Source organism: Pseudoalteromonas agarivorans, assembly GCF_024518735.1.
GTDB lineage: Bacteria > Pseudomonadota > Gammaproteobacteria > Enterobacterales > Alteromonadaceae > Pseudoalteromonas > Pseudoalteromonas atlantica.
Genome location: NZ_JANIGJ010000001.1, coordinates 350,249 through 368,281, shown reverse-complemented (window position 1 = coordinate 368,281; position 18,033 = coordinate 350,249). Strand labels below are relative to the sequence as shown.

General features: G+C 40.2%; 17 protein-coding genes and 2 tRNA genes. 12 read left to right on the top strand and 7 right to left on the bottom strand.

Annotated elements, in window-relative coordinates:
• Nucleotides 1-54 precede the first annotated feature (54 nt).
• The 3 genes from aat (at nucleotide 55) to infA (ending at nucleotide 1,777) form a co-directional block, all read left to right on the top strand.
• Entirely contained in the window at nucleotides 55-771 is a 717-nt protein-coding gene (gene aat / locus NQT65_RS01595; protein ID WP_138684626.1) for a leucyl/phenylalanyl-tRNA--protein transferase, read from the top strand.
• Nucleotides 764-1,468 carry an arginyltransferase gene (locus NQT65_RS01590; protein ID WP_054982611.1) on the top strand — a complete coding sequence of 235 codons (705 nt, stop codon included), beginning with the start codon at nucleotides 764-766 and terminating at the stop codon, nucleotides 1,466-1,468. Before aat ends, NQT65_RS01590 begins: the two co-directional genes overlap by 8 nt.
• 90 nt (nucleotides 1,469-1,558) lie before the next feature.
• Entirely contained in the window at nucleotides 1,559-1,777 is a 219-nt protein-coding gene (gene infA, locus NQT65_RS01585) for a translation initiation factor IF-1 (protein ID WP_002962494.1), read from the top strand.
• 244 nt (nucleotides 1,778-2,021) lie between these two features.
• On the opposite strand, the gene clpA is transcribed toward infA, so the two are convergent.
• The gene (clpA, locus tag NQT65_RS01580) at nucleotides 2,022-4,283 is read right to left on the bottom strand and encodes an ATP-dependent Clp protease ATP-binding subunit ClpA (protein WP_004586753.1); all 2,262 of its coding nucleotides are present in this window, start codon (nucleotides 4,281-4,283) and stop codon (nucleotides 2,022-2,024) included.
• A 68-nt stretch (nucleotides 4,284-4,351) separates the two neighbouring features.
• Nucleotides 4,352-4,660 carry an ATP-dependent Clp protease adapter ClpS gene (gene clpS / locus NQT65_RS01575; RefSeq protein WP_004586754.1) on the bottom strand — a complete coding sequence of 103 codons (309 nt, stop codon included), beginning with the start codon at nucleotides 4,658-4,660 and terminating at the stop codon, nucleotides 4,352-4,354.
• 209 nt (nucleotides 4,661-4,869) lie between these two features.
• Between clpS and cspD the strand changes: the two genes are divergently transcribed.
• Both cspD and NQT65_RS01565 read left to right on the top strand, forming a co-directional pair.
• Complete coding sequence (gene cspD, locus NQT65_RS01570; RefSeq protein WP_004586755.1) at nucleotides 4,870-5,088, top strand: cold shock domain-containing protein CspD; 219 nt, start codon at nucleotides 4,870-4,872, stop codon at nucleotides 5,086-5,088.
• Nucleotides 5,089-5,537: 449 nt separating this feature from the next.
• Entirely contained in the window at nucleotides 5,538-7,760 is a 2,223-nt protein-coding gene (locus tag NQT65_RS01565; protein WP_256850334.1) for an NADP-dependent isocitrate dehydrogenase, read from the top strand.
• 98 nt (nucleotides 7,761-7,858) lie between these two features.
• Here the strand turns inward: NQT65_RS01565 and NQT65_RS01560 are convergent, their stop codons facing one another.
• The 3 genes from NQT65_RS01560 to NQT65_RS01550 form a co-directional block, all read right to left on the bottom strand.
• Nucleotides 7,859-9,103, bottom strand: a complete 1,245-nt coding sequence (locus NQT65_RS01560) for an amidohydrolase family protein (RefSeq protein WP_126007255.1) — start codon at nucleotides 9,101-9,103, stop codon at nucleotides 7,859-7,861.
• 10 nt (nucleotides 9,104-9,113) lie between these two features.
• The gene (locus NQT65_RS01555) at nucleotides 9,114-10,496 is read right to left on the bottom strand and encodes an amidohydrolase (RefSeq protein WP_004586758.1); all 1,383 of its coding nucleotides are present in this window, start codon (nucleotides 10,494-10,496) and stop codon (nucleotides 9,114-9,116) included.
• Nucleotides 10,497-10,596: 100 nt separating this feature from the next.
• A complete protein-coding gene (locus tag NQT65_RS01550; RefSeq protein WP_126007257.1) occupies nucleotides 10,597-11,382 on the bottom strand; it encodes a hypothetical protein in 786 nt (261 codons plus the stop codon).
• Between the two features lie 250 nt (nucleotides 11,383-11,632).
• Here NQT65_RS01550 and NQT65_RS01545 point away from each other — a divergent pair, with 250 nt between their 5' ends.
• Nucleotides 11,633-11,998 carry a DUF3718 domain-containing protein gene (locus NQT65_RS01545; protein ID WP_054982616.1) on the top strand — a complete coding sequence of 122 codons (366 nt, stop codon included), beginning with the start codon at nucleotides 11,633-11,635 and terminating at the stop codon, nucleotides 11,996-11,998.
• A 49-nt stretch (nucleotides 11,999-12,047) separates the two neighbouring features.
• Here the strand turns inward: NQT65_RS01545 and NQT65_RS01540 are convergent, their stop codons facing one another.
• Complete coding sequence (locus NQT65_RS01540) at nucleotides 12,048-12,740, bottom strand: DUF445 domain-containing protein (protein ID WP_256850333.1); 693 nt, start codon at nucleotides 12,738-12,740, stop codon at nucleotides 12,048-12,050.
• 109 nt (nucleotides 12,741-12,849) lie between these two features.
• Here NQT65_RS01540 and NQT65_RS01535 point away from each other — a divergent pair, with 109 nt between their 5' ends.
• Together NQT65_RS01535 and NQT65_RS01530 are read left to right on the top strand one after the other, a co-directional pair.
• A complete protein-coding gene (locus NQT65_RS01535; RefSeq protein WP_004586762.1) occupies nucleotides 12,850-13,713 on the top strand; it encodes a fructosamine kinase family protein in 864 nt (287 codons plus the stop codon).
• Between the two features lie 197 nt (nucleotides 13,714-13,910).
• Nucleotides 13,911-14,114: a CPXCG motif-containing cysteine-rich protein gene (locus NQT65_RS01530; RefSeq protein WP_004586763.1), complete on the top strand. Its 204-nt coding sequence runs from the start codon at nucleotides 13,911-13,913 to the stop codon at nucleotides 14,112-14,114.
• On the opposite strand, the gene NQT65_RS01525 is transcribed toward NQT65_RS01530, so the two are convergent.
• Complete coding sequence (locus tag NQT65_RS01525; RefSeq protein ID WP_126007261.1) at nucleotides 14,111-14,737, bottom strand: riboflavin synthase subunit alpha; 627 nt, start codon at nucleotides 14,735-14,737, stop codon at nucleotides 14,111-14,113. The genes NQT65_RS01530 and NQT65_RS01525 overlap by 4 nt on opposite strands.
• 128 nt (nucleotides 14,738-14,865) lie before the next feature.
• Between NQT65_RS01525 and NQT65_RS01520 the strand changes: the two genes are divergently transcribed.
• The 4 genes from NQT65_RS01520 (at nucleotide 14,866) to NQT65_RS01505 (ending at nucleotide 17,566) form a co-directional block, all read left to right on the top strand.
• Complete coding sequence (locus NQT65_RS01520; RefSeq protein ID WP_024033477.1) at nucleotides 14,866-16,215, top strand: MATE family efflux transporter; 1,350 nt, start codon at nucleotides 14,866-14,868, stop codon at nucleotides 16,213-16,215.
• Nucleotides 16,208-17,254 (top strand): DUF3080 family protein, encoded by a 1,047-nt coding sequence (locus NQT65_RS01515; RefSeq protein ID WP_256850332.1) that lies wholly within the window; start codon nucleotides 16,208-16,210, stop codon nucleotides 17,252-17,254. The genes NQT65_RS01520 and NQT65_RS01515 overlap by 8 nt, the downstream gene beginning before the upstream one ends.
• A gap of 113 nt (nucleotides 17,255-17,367) precedes the next feature.
• Nucleotides 17,368-17,444, top strand: a tRNA-Val gene (locus NQT65_RS01510).
• Nucleotides 17,445-17,489: 45 nt separating this feature from the next.
• Nucleotides 17,490-17,566, top strand: a tRNA-Val gene (locus tag NQT65_RS01505).
• The last annotated feature ends 467 nt before the right edge of the window (nucleotides 17,567-18,033 follow it).

Genomic DNA, 18,033 nt, shown 5'->3' with positions numbered 1-18,033 from the left:
TTTATGCCTAAAATATAGTTACACTTTTATGATAATTAATAAGTTAAGCCCTCTATGAGAAACCAGCTATACCAACTAAGTGAAACCGATATAGCATTTCCAAATCCCGAATATGCACTTACCTCCCCCGATGGACTGCTTGCCATAGGCGGCGATTTATCTGTAAAGCGCTTAAGTAATGCCTATAAAATGGGTATTTTCCCATGGTTTAGCGAAGGTGAGCCCATTATGTGGTGGTCGCCAAGTGAACGCGGCATTGTAGAGCTAAATGACTTTCATATAAGTAAAAGCTTGCGTAAACATTTAAAAAAACACCCTGTTAAAGTAACTGTTAACAATGCCTTTGCTGAGGTGATAGAAGCGTGCTGTGAGCAACGTATAGACACCGAAGGCACATGGATAACAAACGACATGTTAAGCGCTTATATTGCTGCACATGACGCTAATATTGCGCATAGTGTTGAGGTATGGCAAGACGGCGAACTTGCCGGTGGGCTGTATGGCATTATGCAAAATGGCGTTTTTTGTGGCGAGTCGATGTTTCATAATCAAACTAATTGCTCAAAACTGGCCATGTGGGCGTTAGTTAATTGGTTAAAACGCCATAACGCACATTTTATTGACTGCCAACTAGAAAACCCATATTTAACCTCTTTAGGCGCAAAAGTGATCCCTCGCTCAGAATTTTTGACTAAACTTAAACGAGCAAATGCTTACACCCTCAACTCAACCATGTGGCAACCACAGGAGTTAACAGCAATTTATGAGTGAACACATTCCTGCACGCGTTGGCCTTAGCCAAGAGTTTGCTTGTAGCTATTTACCTGACAGGCAAGAGCAATTATTGGTAATACTTGACCCAACCTGTTACAGCACGCATAAATTTGAGATGCTTTTATCGCTCGGTTTTAGGCGCAGTGGTAATCAAATTTATCGACCGCACTGCCCTTCGTGTAGCGCTTGTAACTCGGTGCGCGTGTTAGCCCAAGAGTTTACCCCTTCAAAGTCACAAAAAAGAAAACTAAATAAAGTAAAAGCAAACTTTGAAGTTAAATACACACAAGCTAAGCGCGAAGAATATTACCCACTTTATAGTAAATACATTTCAATGCGCCACAGCGATGGCACTATGTTTCCGCCTAATTTAGAACAGTTTCAAAGTTTTTTATTTTGTAGCTGGTTAGAAATAACGTTTATTGAGCTTTGGCACCAAGACACTTTAGTTGCAGTGGCCGTAACAGATTGCATGGATAACGCTGTTTCGGCTATTTATACGTTTTTCGATCCCGACTTTGAGCACTACAGTTTAGGGACTGTGATGATTTTACAGCAGCTCGAATTTGCCAAACAGCAAAATAAAGAATTTGTGTATTTGGGCTACCAAATCGATGAATGCACCAAAATGAAATACAAAACTCAGTTTTTACCCGCGCAAAAACACGTTAATGACCAGTGGTTGGCTATTTAATTTGCAAAAATGCCCGCTGCGCCTTTACTTATTGGCGTATTTTGGGCAAAATCTGCAGCGTTTAACTATTAAAGAGGTGTTACGCTAAACATGGCGAAAGAAGACGTAATCGAAATGCAAGGGACAGTCCTTGATACTTTACCAAATACAATGTTCCGAGTTGAGCTAGAAAATGGTCACGTAGTTGTGGCTCATATTTCAGGTAAAATGCGCAAAAACTATATCCGTATTTTAACCGGCGATAAAGTAACGGTAGAAATGACTCCTTACGATTTATCGAAAGGACGTATCGTATTCCGTGCTCGCTAAGTGCGTAAACGAGATTTAGTTTTTGGCTAGTGAATAACTAGCTTAAAGCGTTTATTAAATGTAATTGATGGTACTGACTAGCAATTACATTTAATAAACAAAAAACCCAGCTTTTGCTGGGTTTTTTGTTGCCTATAAAAAAGCACAAAAAAGCCCACGCGTATCGCGCAGGCTAGTTTATATACCCATCCGCATAATTAAGTTATTTATTTTGCGGATGGGTACTATAAGTGAATACACTTATTTAAGCGGGTGTTAAATTACTTTCATAGTCAAAGTTAATTTTCTTATCTTTAACTGATACTTTAACTGTACCGCCATCAACCAGTTCACCAAAGAGTATTTCGTTAGCCAATGGCTTTTTAAGCTCATCTTGAATAACACGTGCCATTGGACGTGCACCCATTGCTTTATCGTAGCCTTTATCTGCTAACCACTCTCGAGCCTTGGAGGTCAGCTCAAGGTTAACTGACTTCTTATCTAATTGTGCTTGCAACTCAACTACAAATTTATCGACCACTTGCAAGATAACGTCTTTTTCAAGGTGGTTAAACCAAATAATATTATCTAAGCGGTTTCTAAACTCAGGTGAAAATACCTTGTTAATTTCACTCATTGCATCGTGCGTATGATCTTGCTCGGTAAAGCCAATCGATTTACGTGTAGTTTCTTGCACGCCGGCATTGGTTGTCATAACCACCACTACGTTTCTAAAGTCAGCTTTACGACCATTGTTATCGGTTAACGTACCGTGATCCATTACTTGCAGTAATATGTTGTAAATATCTGGATGGGCTTTTTCAATTTCATCCAATAATACAACTGCATGCGGGTTTTTAATAACGGCTTCGGTAAGTAAGCCGCCTTGTTCAAAACCAACATACCCAGGAGGCGCACCAATTAAACGGCTTACTGCATGGCGCTCAACGTACTCTGACATATCAAAGCGGATAAACTCAACGCCCATACATTTAGCGAGCTGTTTAGTAACCTCGGTTTTACCTACACCCGTTGGCCCCGCAAATAAGAACGAGCCCACTGGCTTATCTTCGTTTGCAAGCCCAGAGCGAGATAAACGAATCGCAGATGTTAACGCGTCGATAGACTGATCTTGCCCAAACACCAACATTTTAAGATTACGATCAAGATTTTTAAGCGTTTCTTTATCGGTCGATGACACGCTTTGAGCTGGGATACGTGCCATTTTAGCAATAATCGATTCAATATCTGATACACCAATGGTTTTTTTGCGCTTAGAACTTGGCTGCAAACGCTGGTTGGCACCGGCTTCATCTATCACATCAATGGCTTTATCAGGTAAATGACGCTCATTAATGTATTTAGCACTTAGCTCAGCAGCTGCTTTTAATGCTTTTTGCGTGTAACGAATACCATGGTGTTCTTCGTAACGCTCTTTTAAACCATTTAAAATTTTAGTGGTATCGGCCACACTTGGTTCAAGTACATCAATTTTTTGGAATCGGCGTACTAACGCACGGTCTTTTTCAAAAATATTTTTGTATTCATTGTAAGTGGTTGAGCCCATACAACGTAACTGCCCGCTTGAAAGCAGCGGTTTAAGTAAGTTAGAGGCATCCATAACACCACCCGATGCAGCACCTGCACCAATAATAGTGTGTATTTCATCAATAAATAAAATTGAGTTAGGTTTTGCTTGTAACTCTTTTAATAAGCTCTTAAAGCGTTTTTCAAAGTCGCCGCGGTACTTAGTACCGGCAAGCAATGCGCCCATATCAAGCGAGTAAACAACAGCATCGGCAATTACTTCAGGCACTTGTTCATTAACAATGCGATACGCAAGGCCCTCTGCAATGGCTGTTTTACCTACCCCTGCTTCACCAACAAGCAGCGGGTTATTCTTTTTACGGCGACATAAAACCTGCACGGTGCGCTCTACTTCGCTGTCGCGCCCTACTAATGGGTCAATGTTACCGTCTTTGGCTTGGGCATTTAAATTAGTGGTAAAGCTATCTAACTTACTTGCCTCTTCGTTTTGAACCTCTTGTACTTCTTCATGAATATCGTCAGTGTCATCTCCTAACTCATCATCCGTTTTAGAAATTCCATGAGAAATAAAATTCACTATATCTAAGCGAGAAATATCGCTTTTCTTAAGTAAATAAACCGCTTGGCTTTCTTGTTCAGAAAAAATAGCAACGAGCACGTTAACGCCTGTAACTTCGTTTTTACCAGATGATTGAACATGAAAAACCGCACGTTGAAGCACGCGCTGAAAGCCCAGTGTTGGTTGGGTTTCGCGTTCTTCTTCTAAATCGGGAATAACCGGTGTGGTTTCGTCTATGAATTCTAATAGTTCGGTTTTTAAACCAGAAATATCAACACCGCAGGCGTTTAGCGCTTCGCCTGCTGAAGGGTTATCTAAAAGCGCAAGTAAAAGGTGTTCTACCGTCATAAACTCATGGCGGCGTGTACGCGCTTCACGAAACGCGGCATTTAACGTTAGTTCTAAGTCTTTGTTTAGCATTGGCAACCCCTTACTGAGATAATTATTTTATACCACAACAATGAGATGATTGATCACCTAATTGGTATTTATTCCTGCTCACAACTACAAAGCAGTGGATGCTCGTTATCCCGTGCATAACGGTTAACTTGTTCCGCTTTGGTATGGGCTACATCTGCGCTAAATACACCGCATATCCCTTTACCTTTTTCGTGAACTTGTAGCATCACATCAGTTGCTCTATCGCTATCCATATTGAAAAACGTCATTAGAACTTCTATTACAAAGTCCATTGGCGTGTAGTCGTCGTTATTTAAAACAACTTTGTATTTTCGCGGTGGCTGCAGCTTTTGCTTTTCACTATCGCGAACTGTGTCGATGACACCTGAATCTTTCATACCACTCATAATTAAATATAGTCTTGTCTTTAGAACTCAAGCAAACTTGAATAAAAAATAAATTAAATGTTAAAAAAATACCACAAAACACTTGACTGACTGGCCAAATAAACTACAGTCAGAAGTAGATTGATTAATCCTTAGTCAGTCTAGCAAATTATACGGTTTAGAATAACTAAATTAGTCAACTTATAGAAGGATGTAGAAGTATGGCTTGTGGTAAAGTCAAATGGTTCAACAACGCCAAAGGTTTTGGTTTCATCGTAGAAGACGGCTGCGAGAATGATATTTTCGCTCATTACTCAACGATTGTAATGGACGGTTATAAGACACTTAAAGCTGGTCAGGATGTAACATTCGAGCTAGAACAAGGCCCTAAGGGCTTACACGCTAAAAACATTGCGCCTAACGGCGACATTTTAGAGTGATCAAAAATTTGTTCGACTAAAGCGAGCGACCTAATTTAGATCCTCGCTTAATTCCCCACTTACCATTCAACTCTCTTCTTATTACTAAATTGCTCCTGTACACGCTAAATTCAACCCTTTTCCTTGATTTTATTTTATATACCCCAATGTTCTAACAGTTACCTGCTAATTAAGGCTGTTCAAAAGCGCAAGCGCTAGCCCTTTTTAAACAAGCTTGTTACACTCTTGTTGCTAAATTACGCGGTTACATTTTAGCTTATGCTTTTACGCGGCTAAAATACGTGTACTTTGCAACCTATAAAAATCAGTTAGTCAGGTGTGACTATTCTGCCTTTTGGCATATTAAGAGTACCGACACCTAACAAACTGCTTGTTAACGCAACCATGCGCTAATGAGTTTCTTTGCATTGTTGAATACGGCCACTGCGGCCTACTATCTAGGAATGATGATGACATCAAAAATTATCTACACTAAAACGGACGAAGCTCCGGCGCTAGCAACCTACTCGTTGCTACCAATTATCCAAGCCTATACAAATGCGGCAGGTGTTGAAGTTGAAACTCGCGATATCTCATTAGCAGGTCGTGTAATTGCAAACTTCGCTGATTACCTTACTGAAGAGCAACGCATCGGCGATGCGCTTGCAGAGCTTGGCGAACTAGCAAAAACACCAGAAGCAAACATCATCAAATTACCAAATATCAGTGCGTCTGTACCGCAATTACGCGCTGTCATTAAAGAGCTTCAAGAAAAAGGCTACGCACTACCAGAGTACCCTGCTGAGCCTAAAAATGATGAAGAAGCTAAAATTAAAGCCACTTACGACAAAATTAAAGGCAGTGCTGTAAACCCAGTATTGCGTGAAGGTAATTCAGATCGTCGTGCACCAGGTTCTGTTAAAGAATATGCACGCAATAACCCTCATTCAATGGGTGCGTGGAGCAAAGACTCACAATCATACGTTGCAAGCATGAGCGAAGGTGACTTCTTTGGTTCTGAGCAATCTGTAACTGTTGATGCAGCAACTGATGTACGTATTGAGCACGTAGCGACTAATGGCGAAGTGACTGTACTTAAACAAAGCACGCCGCTAATTGCTGGCGAAGTAATTGATGCATCGCGCATTAGCGCAGCTAAACTACAAGCGTTTTTAGCAGCAGAAATTGATGCAGCTAAAGAAAAAGGCGTATTATTTTCGCTTCACATGAAAGCGACAATGATGAAAGTATCTGACCCAATTATTTTTGGTCATGCGGTAAAAGTTTTCTACAAAGACGTATTTGCTAAACACGGCGAGCTTTTTGAAGAGCTAGGTGTTGATGTAAATAACGGTTTAGGCGACGTTTATTCTAAAATTCAAACATTAGATGATGCTAAGCGCGAAGAAATTGAAGCAGACATTCAAGCGGTTTACGCTGAGCGTCCTGCTATTGCAATGGTTGATTCTGACCGTGGTATTACTAACTTACACGTTCCAAGCGATGTGATCATTGATGCGTCTATGCCTGCTGCCATTCGTTCAAGCGGTCAAATGTGGAACAACGACGGTAAACTACAAGACACTAGCTTTGTGATCCCAGATCGTAGCTACTCAAGCGTTTACCAAGCTACAATTGATTTTTGTAAAGAAAACGGCGCGTTCGATCCTACCACTATGGGTAGCGTACCAAACGTAGGCCTAATGGCTCAAAAAGCAGAAGAATACGGTTCTCACGACAAAACGTTTGAAGCAAAAGCGGATGGTTCTATTCGTGTTGTTGATGCAAATGGCACAACATTACTTGAGCACACTGTTGAGCAAGGCGATATTTGGAGAATGTGTCAGGTTAAAGACGCACCAATCCAAGATTGGGTTAAGCTTGCTGTAAACCGCGCACGTGCTACGGGCGTGCCTGCTATTTTCTGGTTAGATGAAAACCGTGCTCACGATGCAGAGCTTATTAAAAAGGTAAACAAATACTTACCAGATCACGATACTGATGGCCTAGACATTCAAATTTTAGCACCGCTTGAAGCAACTTTGTTTTCATTAGCGCGTATTAAAGAAGGTAAAGACACTATCTCTGTAACGGGTAACGTATTACGTGACTACCTAACAGATTTATTCCCAATTTTAGAGCTGGGTACCAGTGCTAAAATGCTTTCTATTGTGCCACTAATGAACGGTGGTGGCTTATTTGAAACTGGCGCAGGTGGTTCAGCACCTAAGCATGTTCAACAGTTCGAAAAAGAAAACCACTTACGTTGGGATTCGTTAGGCGAGTTTTTAGCACTAGCGGCTTCGCTTGAGCACCTAAGCGTGAATACAGGCAACAAAAAAGCACAAGTACTTGCTGACACACTAGATAAAGCAACAGGTACGTTCTTAGCTGAAAACAAGTCGCCTTCACGTAAAGTAAAAGAAATTGATAACCGTGGTTCTCACTTCTTCTTATCTTTATTCTGGGCACAAGAGCTGGCTAAGCAAGACGAAGACAGCGAGCTTAAAGCGCAATTTACACAAATTGCGAGCGATTTAGAAACGCAAAAAGAGCAAATCGTAAGCGAGCTTAACGATGCACAAGGTCCTTCAATGGATATTGGTGGTTACTTCCAACCAAATGATGATGCAGCGTTTAAAGCAATGCGCCCAAGTGCAACGTTTAACGAAATTTTATCTAAATTAGTATAATTTTAGATTAAATTAAAAAACCGCTTACGTTTAAAGTAAGCGGTTTTTTTGTGCCTTTAATAATTAACCTGAATTTTGGATAATTAAAGCTATATTAATTATTTTGTATATGCACGCGGCATAGATGATTCAGTGGTATAGCGCTCACGCAGTTTATCTTGGCGCGACTGCGTAGATACTTCTTCACCGTTAATAATCATTTTACTAACGTGCGAGCTTAGCTCAAACGGGTCGTTGCTCCACATCACTACATCAGCGGCTTTACCAACTTCAATGCTGCCGGCATTAATATTAAACACACTCGCCACATTAGATGTAACGGCCTCTAATGCGCCTTGTTGGCTCATCCCATATGATACGGCATTGCCTGCATCAAATCGAAGTTGATAAATATTATGACTGGCATCGCCACCCACAGTTAAAATAACTTTTACCCCAGCTTTTTCAAGCGCGGCTGCGTTATCTAAACTGGCATGTAAAGAGTCAAAGCTTGAAGGTAAGCTATCCATAGCACTCATAATTACTGGTACCTGCGCTTTAGCAATCTGCTCTTTAACAACAACAGCATCTTGTGCGCCATTGAGCACTAAATTAATACCAAATTGCTCTTTAACTTTAAGTAGCTCAATAATATCAGCCGCACGAGATACACCCACTACAAGTGGCATATTGCCGCTAAGTACTTTAACCATTACTTTATCTTCAGTACTTGGGGTGCTGTCGTCGTCTTTTTTAGGCTTTTTAGCTGCTTTTGTTTGGTGCTCTTCAAGCTTATTAATTAGCGTTTGCAATGTAAATGCGCGCGAGCCCTTACTGCGCTCACCTAAATAAACCACTAATGCAGCTTGTTTTTGTATGTCGCCTTGTAAATCACCGCTTAAATCAACAACGCTTGCTAAGCCCGAAAAAATACTATCGCCACCATGCGGGGTAATTACATCGCGGGTTACACCGCCTTTACGTGCATACGGGATAAGGCTTGAGTGAGCGTTATAAGCAAGGCTTACATCAAAATCAATGCCTGCTTTTTCTTCGCCTGCATCGCGTGAGCCTGCAACTGCACTTACTTCCACTAAGCCAAGTTGATTAATGCTAGCAATAAAACCTGGGGTTACAATTTGCCCATTTGCATCAATAACTTTATCTGCTTGTACTTGCTGTGGATTAATAGCGGTAATTTTACCGTTATCCATAACAATGCTGGCGTTTTCTAAAACGCCTTGCTCGGTTGCCGTATGCAGCGTAGCATTAATAATAGCAAGCGATTGTGCATTGGCTGCACCTGAGGCTAATAGTCCGGCAGCAACCAGAGATAGCGAAAACGAACGTGATAAATTTTTCATTCTGGGCTCCTTATTGTTGACCTAACATAAAATCACTTTGTGCTTGAAATGCGCTATCGTTTCTATCGTAAACTTTTGCGCCATCAATAAATACTTGTTCAGCTTTTGCGTAAACGCTAAATGGGTTTTGGTTCCAAATAACCACATCACCTTGCTTACCTGCTTCAAGCGAACCAGTTTTATCTTCAATACCTAATGATTTAGCCGCGTTTGAGGTGATCCACTTAATCGCGTGCTGCTCCGAAATATCAAAGCCATTTTCGTTTGCACGGTACATTACTTTACCCGCTTCTTGGTTTAAGCGCTGAATAGTGGTGTCTGAGTCAGAATGCACAATGGCACACGAATTTTTTACCGCATCAACAATAGCTACGTTTTCTTGAACCATGTCGTAGGCTTCCATTTTAAAGCCCCACCAATCTGGCCAAAGTGCAGCACACGAGCCATTTTCAGCCAATAAATCTGCAATTTTATAAGCTTCTACACCGTGATGGAACGTACCTGCGTGATAGCCAAATTCTTTTGAAAGGTCGATCATCATCGCCATTTCTTCAGCTTTATAACAGTGATTATGAATTAACACTTCACCTTCAATGACCGCGCGAAGAGTATCGTGCTTAATATCGCGAACTGGTGCTTCTGGGTTTAAACCTGCTTCATAATCGGCGTCGTACTTATCCCATGCACGTTTGTACTCTTGTGCTTCTGCCCATGCCATACGGTAACCGGCCATGTTACCCATACGGGTTGAAGGCAAAGTACCTTGGCGACCATATACGCGTTTTGGGTTTTCACCACAGGCCATTTTTAAACCATTAGGCGCATCAGGGAATTTCATTGCTTGCATGGTATGCGCAGGAATGTTTTTAAGTGTAACGCCACGGCCACCAAATAAGTTAGCTGAGCCTGGTAAAATTTGTAGTGAAGTAATACCGCCTTCGCGCGCGCGGTTAAAACCAGGATCTTGAGGCCATACCGAATGCTCTACCCACACCTCAGCAGTATTTGGGCTGGTCATTTCGTTTCCGTCTTGATGAGACTCAACCGATGGGCTTGGATAAGCACCTAAGTGAGAGTGTACGTCAATAATACCTGGGGTAACCCATTTTCCCTGTGCATCAATGGTTGCATCTGCATTGGCCGATAAGTCTTTACCTACTTGTTGTACTTTACCATCAACAAGTAACACATCGGCGTCATCTAAGCGCTCGCCAGTGCCAGTTAGTACTGTTGCATTGGTAATTAGTGTGCTTTTACTTGCAAGCGGTGTGTAGGTGCTTGGGTATGGGTTTTTATTAATGGTGATTTTTGCATCTTGTGGGCCGTTTTCTTGGCAGCCAACAAGGGCAGCAGCTAAACCAACTGCTAACAATGAGGGAGCAAATTTTTGCATGTTGTTAGGTTCTCCTGTTTTTTTGCTACTTTAGCTAAAGCGGCGTAATAAAGCTAAAAAAACAGGTAAAAAAGCGATTAAATGAGTTAAACGGCTGTAATTATTTTTTTATATAATTGTTATACAGCTTTTCAAGTGCGCCTTCGGTTGTAAGCGATGGATCTTTGTTTATAAAGTGTTTTACGGTGCGAGTTACAAAGTCTGAGTTTTGCTTATGTTGCTTAGCAAAATCCTTAATTAATGTATTGCCATCGCTTGCTGCTGTTACTTTATCATGGCGATGACGATACTGGCTAAGAGCTCTATTAAAGTCGCCGTTATAATCCTCTACCAATATTTTATAAAAGTCACTTTTTTGAACTTTAAGTACGTTAATACAGTAATTTAACGCGTCTTTGAAGTCTGTAAAAACGGTGCCTTCTACATCAAACTCTTTGGTTTTTTCACGTACGGTCACGCGGGCTTCTTCGGTGGCATATGTAAAGCCTGTAAACGCTAAACGCTCAGATGCCTCTTTACCTAATTTCATGCCCGCTTGAATGCTGTGCGCAAATTCGTCACTCATTTCACTTAATTCGTTTTCTTCCCACATGTTATAAACACGCAGCGCCTTAGCGTACTTATTAGAGAGCTTTTTTTTAAGTTTTGTAAAACGCTCATCTATCGTCATTAGCCTTTCATTATGCAATAAGGCATGGCACTCATAACACGCGGCAATAGAGACAAAGTCGGCCTCTTCGCCTAAATCAATAATGCTCTGTAGCATATGTAACGGCGGGCAATGATCGCGCTCTGTGGCTTCGCATCCACAATAAAAACATTGATTAAAATGCTTGTGCTCGCAGGCATACGCTTGCTGGTAATAGCTGGCTAACGTTTTGCTCACTGGTTCTCCTAAAAATTAAGCGCGTAAATAATGGGGGCGATAATAGCAGGCTGAGAAAATATGTCAGTAGCTATAAAATAATTTTGCCTAAGTGTGTCAAAAAACACATTTATTAGGGCTTAAATTCAGTCACCTAGCTTAAGTGTGTATTTTTAAACATACCTGCTTACACCTTGTTGCGTTTGGTTAACAGCTTTTTAGTTTAAATCGCTCAATAATAAAGCTGAACCACAAACAATGAGGACTAATTATGAACACGTTAAAAGCTACTTTATGCACAACTATGGTACTAGGCGCAACTTTACTAATTGCAAAACCAGCATTAGCCACCCAATTTGTCGCGGCCGATTCATCGCCAGGTACACAGGCTTGTATGGCTGTTGCAGCAAATAAATCGTACGTAGTACGTAAAGCATCACGCGATTTAAATATAAGCAAAGCGGTAATGAGCAAAAAGCTGCACTGTAATAACTTATCAATGGGCGATTTTGTTACTTTGTATAACCTTGATAAAAGCGCAAATTATTTAAATATTGATACCAGTACTCGCACATCAATTAAAGACTTAGCTAAATCGTACAACCCAGAAAAAGTAATCATCACAGGGCCAAAATAGTATGGTGTTAACGCAAAATTAAGCCTGCTTTGTAAGCAGGTTTAATTTATTAAATAACGGCCGCAATTAATCCAAATAAACCGCCAAACACACCGCCCCATACTACTAGCCAGCCTAAATGCTCACGTATCATAGTTTGAATAATGTCTTTAACCATTTTAGGGGTGAGTTCATTTAAGCGCTCATCAACTAATTTAAGTACCGTAGCATGTAAGCTTTGTGCGCTATTCCCTTGCGATAACGTATCGTTTACTAGCGCTTTAAAATCGTCTGTCTGGCTAATTTGCGCAAGTGATAGCTGCATTTTTTCAATAAACTTTTCTCGCATTGGCTCTATAGCCGCTGTGCCACCAAACATACCTAACATACTGCCAAACTGAGATTGCTCTATTACTTGAAGTAGGTTGTCGAATGCAGGGTTTAAATCAACCTTAGTAATAATGCCCTCAAAGTCGATATTAGGTTGTGCTTTGCTAAGTAGGTTATTAATTTTTTGTTCGGAGAAAAACTCAGTCAAAATTAAATTACGAATAGCCACTTTAAAACTTTCAAATTTTAGAGCAATAACACCCGAGCCATATAACAAAGGTACTTTTTCAAATAACATATGAACAGCCAATAAGTTTGTGACAGCACCAGATAGCGCAAATAACCCCACCGATAACACAATAGCGTGGTTAAAAAGGTAGCCTATAACTACGCACAAGACAGCGAGCAAATTGGTGATAAAACTTTTGTTCATTGTTACTCCATTAGCATTTTTTATATCGTTAATTTTACAACGATTAGTTTGTTAAATTAATACTTTTTTGCCATAGTTTAAGTATCTGTTTAAAAGGCGAGCAATTGATATGTGGAAAACAGTAAACGAGCACATTAGCCAAGCCATTCATTATGACTTTAAACATACTTACAAACGTCAGCTGCAAAGTACAAATACCGATAAACTCTATCAACTCACCGATGGAAAACACAATTACTTGGTTAAAATTGCCCTTAAAAGCGAACTAGATCGCCTAGAAAGCGAAGCGATAGGACTTAAGCAGCTCACCCAAAATAGTGTTTTTATGGTGCCCGACTGCATTGTAACAGGTGCTAATATTGAATTTTCGTTTATTGTACTCGAATGGTTAGTACTTGATAAACAGCCCCACACGCATTGGCACGATATGGGTAAACAACTGGCTATGCTGCACCAAAAGCACGACCAAGCAATGTTTGGCTTTGATGTAGATAATTACCTAGCCACTACTGTGCAACCAAACCAATGGCATAAAAAATGGGACTTATTTTACGCAGAAGAGCGCATCGGCTGGCAACTGCAACTATTAGCCGAAAAAGGCATTCAGCTTGTAGAGCCTGAGCTATTAATTAATTTGGTAAAAGAGCAATTGCACAGCCATATTGTGGAGCCCTCTTTAGTACATGGCGACTTTTGGCGAGGAAATATGGGCTTTATTAAAAATGTACCGACCTTATTTAATCCCGCATGTTATTACGGAGACCGCGAGGTAGATATTGCAATGAGCGAGCTATTTGCCCCCTTACCTGATGATTTTTATAACGCCTATAACGCGCAATACCCATTAAGCGAAAACTATAAAAAGCGCAAAGCAATATACCAACTTTACCCTATTTTAAATCACGCAAATATATTTGCAGGGCACTATCTTACTCAGGCTAAGCAGCATATTGATGAGCTGCTATCGCTTTAAATAATAACGCCTCATAAGACGTAAAATAACTGTCATAATCGTTGCTTCAGCACTATATTTAAAAAGGATGTTATTTAGGCTCAATACCTTGTTGTTTAGTTCAGTTTTGAGCCATCAATTTGTTGCTAGTATAACTGCACAACTTAATTAACGCGTATCAACAAGTTAATTCTTACCTTGGTACTATTGGAGTGATTATGAAAGATTTTTTATCACAACGTATCACGTGTCCACACTGTGGCAACCACATACACCTAGACATTGACGCAAGTATGGGGGATCAAGACTACGTAGAAGAATGCAGTGCCTGTTGTAACCCTATTCATTTAAACATGCACATAGACCATGCTCATAAAAAATTAGAGTTACACATAGACAGCGACGATGAACAAATTTTTTAGCCTTGGTGGCGTAAGTAATTTTCTACCGTGTTAATAATGGTATAAGTTTGCTGATCAACTTCTATATTTAGTTCATCACCCACTTGAGCGTTGCCTAAATTTGTAATGGCCAGCGTTTCGGGGATCAGGTGTAACCAAAACCCCTGCTCGTCAATTTCGCCCACGGTTAAACTTGCGCCATTTATTGCTACAAAGCCTTTGTACAAAACATACTTTTGCCATTTAGTAGGTAAGCTTAACTGAATTTTACAGTTATTTTGTTGCTTAACTATTTGCCCAATTCGGGCAGTGCAGTGTATGTGCCCCGACACAATATGCCCACCTAATTCAGTACCAAAGGTTACTGAGCGCTCATAATTAACTAAGCTACCTAGTGCAAGCTTGCCTAAATTCGTTAGTAATAGTGTTTCATCAATTACATCAAAATGTACTTGCGCCACTACATCGTGGTTACTTAATTCAACTTTAACCACCGTTAAACAACAGCCATTAATTGCAATGCTCGCGCCTAAATCTAAATGTTTAACGTATTCATCACCTACCGATACAACCAAACGTAAAACCCCTTCGGTATGCGTGGTAGATACAACAGTAGCTTGAGTTTGAACGATTCCTGTAAACATAAAATCACTTAAAATTATTACAAAGTGCTAGTTTAACGTATCAACTCGTAAAATCATTCACTACAGTGATTTTTATTTGAAACACAATCGATTACAATTGCGCCCTGTTTTATCAAATAGCTGTTTTTATGACCTTTAGTAGCTGGGAAGCCAAACGTTTAATCACCCTTGCCGTACCTGTATTTTTAGCACAAGTAACACTCGTTTTAATGTCGGTGGTCGACACCATTATGGCAGGCCAAGTAAGCCCAACAGATTTGGCTGCGCTGTCGATTGCAACCGGTATATGGAACCCGTTATTACTGGCGCTGCAAGGTATTTTGCTCGCGTTAACCGGTATTATTGCCCAATTTGCGGGCGCTAATGATAAAAAGGGTATTAGCCATTATTTTCAGCAAGCTCTTTATTTAACCGCTATTTTAAGCGCAATTGGTTTTGGTATAGCCAACCTAGCCGATATAGTGATTTTAAAACTCGATACAACCCCCGCTATCGCAAGCCTTGCGTACGACTATATCCATTTTGTGAAATGGGGAGCCTTTGGTTTTTTAATTTTTACCGTTTATCGCAATATGACCGAAGGCATGGGGATGACAAAACCCGCTTTTTATATCAGCTTACTGGGCCTTGGCGTTAATATTCCGGCTAACTATATTTTTATAAATGGTTTATTTGGCTTACCAGCCTACGGCGGTGCAGGTTGTGGTATTGCTACGGCATTGGTACTGACTGTAATGGCTGTTGCACAAGTGACGTATTGCCAGTTTAGTAAAAAAATCGATGCAAAAGCCCTGCTGGCAAATTTTGAAAAGCCCAATATTAAAACCATTGGAATTATTACTAAATTAGGTATACCTATTTCGTTGGCCACCTTTTTTGAAATTACGCTATTTGCGTGTATACCATTATTTATTGCACACTTAGGTGCTGTTGCTGTGTCGGGTCATCAAATTGCGGGAAGCGTGACCGCGTTATTATTTATGATGCCACTGAGCTTATCTATCGCCATTAGTATTCGTATTGGTAATTTATTTGGTCAAAACCATTTAAGCCAATTAAAAACTGCTATATCAACCAGCTACATATTAGCCATTGCTATTGCGTTATTTTTAGCTTTTATAACCTTTATTGGCCGCGATTTAATAAGCCAACTTTACACCGACAGCCCAGCTGTTATTGCATTAGCGACCTCAATTATGATTTTGGCATGTATTTATCAAATTCCTGATGCACTCCAAGTCGCTGCGAACGGCATTTTAAGAGGTTTAAAACATACGCAGCCTATATCGTATATAACGTTTATATCTTACTGGTTAATCGGGTTTGCTTTAGGCTACGTATTGGGAAGAACAGATTTAATTGTGCCCGCCATGGGGCCGCACGGTTTTTGGATAGGTATTATTTTTGGCTTAACCGTTGCTGCTGTATGGCTTATGTTCACCGTTAATAAGCGATTAAAGCAGGCGCCATTTGTATAAAAAAGCACTAACATTAATACCAAGCAAAACATGGTTAAGTTGTTTATTAGCGGTGTGTTGCGCCGTGCTTGCTGGGTGTTCAAAAGCGCCTAGCAACACTTATCAAACATACACAGCACGCTTAAGTAATACCCTTGAAACCCAAGCCCCAAGTTTAAGTAAACCTGAAGCAATTAGCCCGCTTTTACCCCCTAACACGCTTTTAAACACCACCACCATTAGCTTGATTGAACTTGCCAGCTTAAGCCATTGTAAGCTCAGCTTACTTATTAGTGAGCACAACAATCAGCTAGGTAAAACGGCCGGACATGCCGGTGTTTTAAAGTATCAAATAGAGTTTGTGCAAAATGCACTGCAGTGCTTAAGCACGCTTGAGCCTGACTCAGCAGTTTATAAATCCCTGTTAAAAGCAAAAACACATAAAGAGCAAACACTAAACCACTACTTTAATTTAATGTTGTATAACGAATTTGAGCTAAAAAACACGTGGCAAGCTAGCAGCGCAGAGCTTTCTGCTTCCCCGGCAGGGTTTAGCGACACGGTAGCGGCCATGCAGCAGCTTGCGCTCATAAAACAACACATACTTAATAAACACTACTTAAAAATTAACTCCGCAGACATTTTTAACGCGTTAGAGCAGCTTAATAAATACCGTTTTAACCAATTACTCATTTATTCTGCACGTCTGCAAATAGCATTTAATAATTCAGCCACGCAATTTATTGAATCGCAATCCATTGATGAAATATGCCCAGCAGGAAAAAATAAAAAAGTAGCCAATATCGTCAGTAACGTGTTTCAAAAGTATTTCCTTAAAGAAATACAGCCTTATCAGGCTAATTTAGCAGGCTACCTTGAAACACTTTTACCTTTGTATAACCAACTGTGGTTTGATCAAGCCATAACAAATAAGCAAATAAATACTTTTATAGCGCTGGATTCACAAAGCAATCTACTAAACCAGCTTAAAGGCTCAGCCAAAAAACACGTTACCTGGTGGCAAAACTTTTATAAAACGTGTGAAATCAGCCCAATATGAATAAAAAAACGGCAAATAAACGTAAAAGCAACAAACTTGCTTGATTCACCACTCACCACGCTATATATTAGCGGCCGCTGATAATTAAATTTATCGCATCTTAATTAGGTAATACGACCGTAGCTCAGTTGGTTAGAGCGCTACCTTGACATGGTAGAGGTCGGTGGTTCGAATCCACTCGGTCGTACCAAATTTATTCCTCCCTCTTAATAAATATAATTAAGATACTATTTGTACGACTGTAGCTCAGTTGGTTAGAGCGCTACCTTGACATGGTAGAGGTCGGTGGTTCGAATCCACTCAGTCGTACCAAAATTATTCTGACTTCTTTGAATAAATTATATTTAAGAATCCCTATATGTACGAATGTAGCTCAGTTGGTTAGCACGCTACCTACTCTCTATGCCCACGCCGAAATCGGTGGTTCGAATTCACTCAGTCGTACCAAAATTATTATTCCCTCTAAATAAATATAATTCAGGTATTATTTGTAGGAATGTAACTCAGTAGGTTAGCCCGCTACCTACTCTCTATGCCCACGCCGAAATCGGTGGTTCGAATCCACTCAGTCGTAACAAAATTATTCATTCCACTGAATCAATTTAATTAACCTATTCCTATAAATAGTTAAACCATAACTCAGTTGGTTAGTGCGCTTCCTAATCTTTATGCCCCGCGCCGAATTCAGAACCGCATTACTGAAAGAGCTAAGACATTATTTTTTACTTAAAATTGCGTCAATAAAAACGGCGGTTGAATATATCAACCGCCGTTTTAAA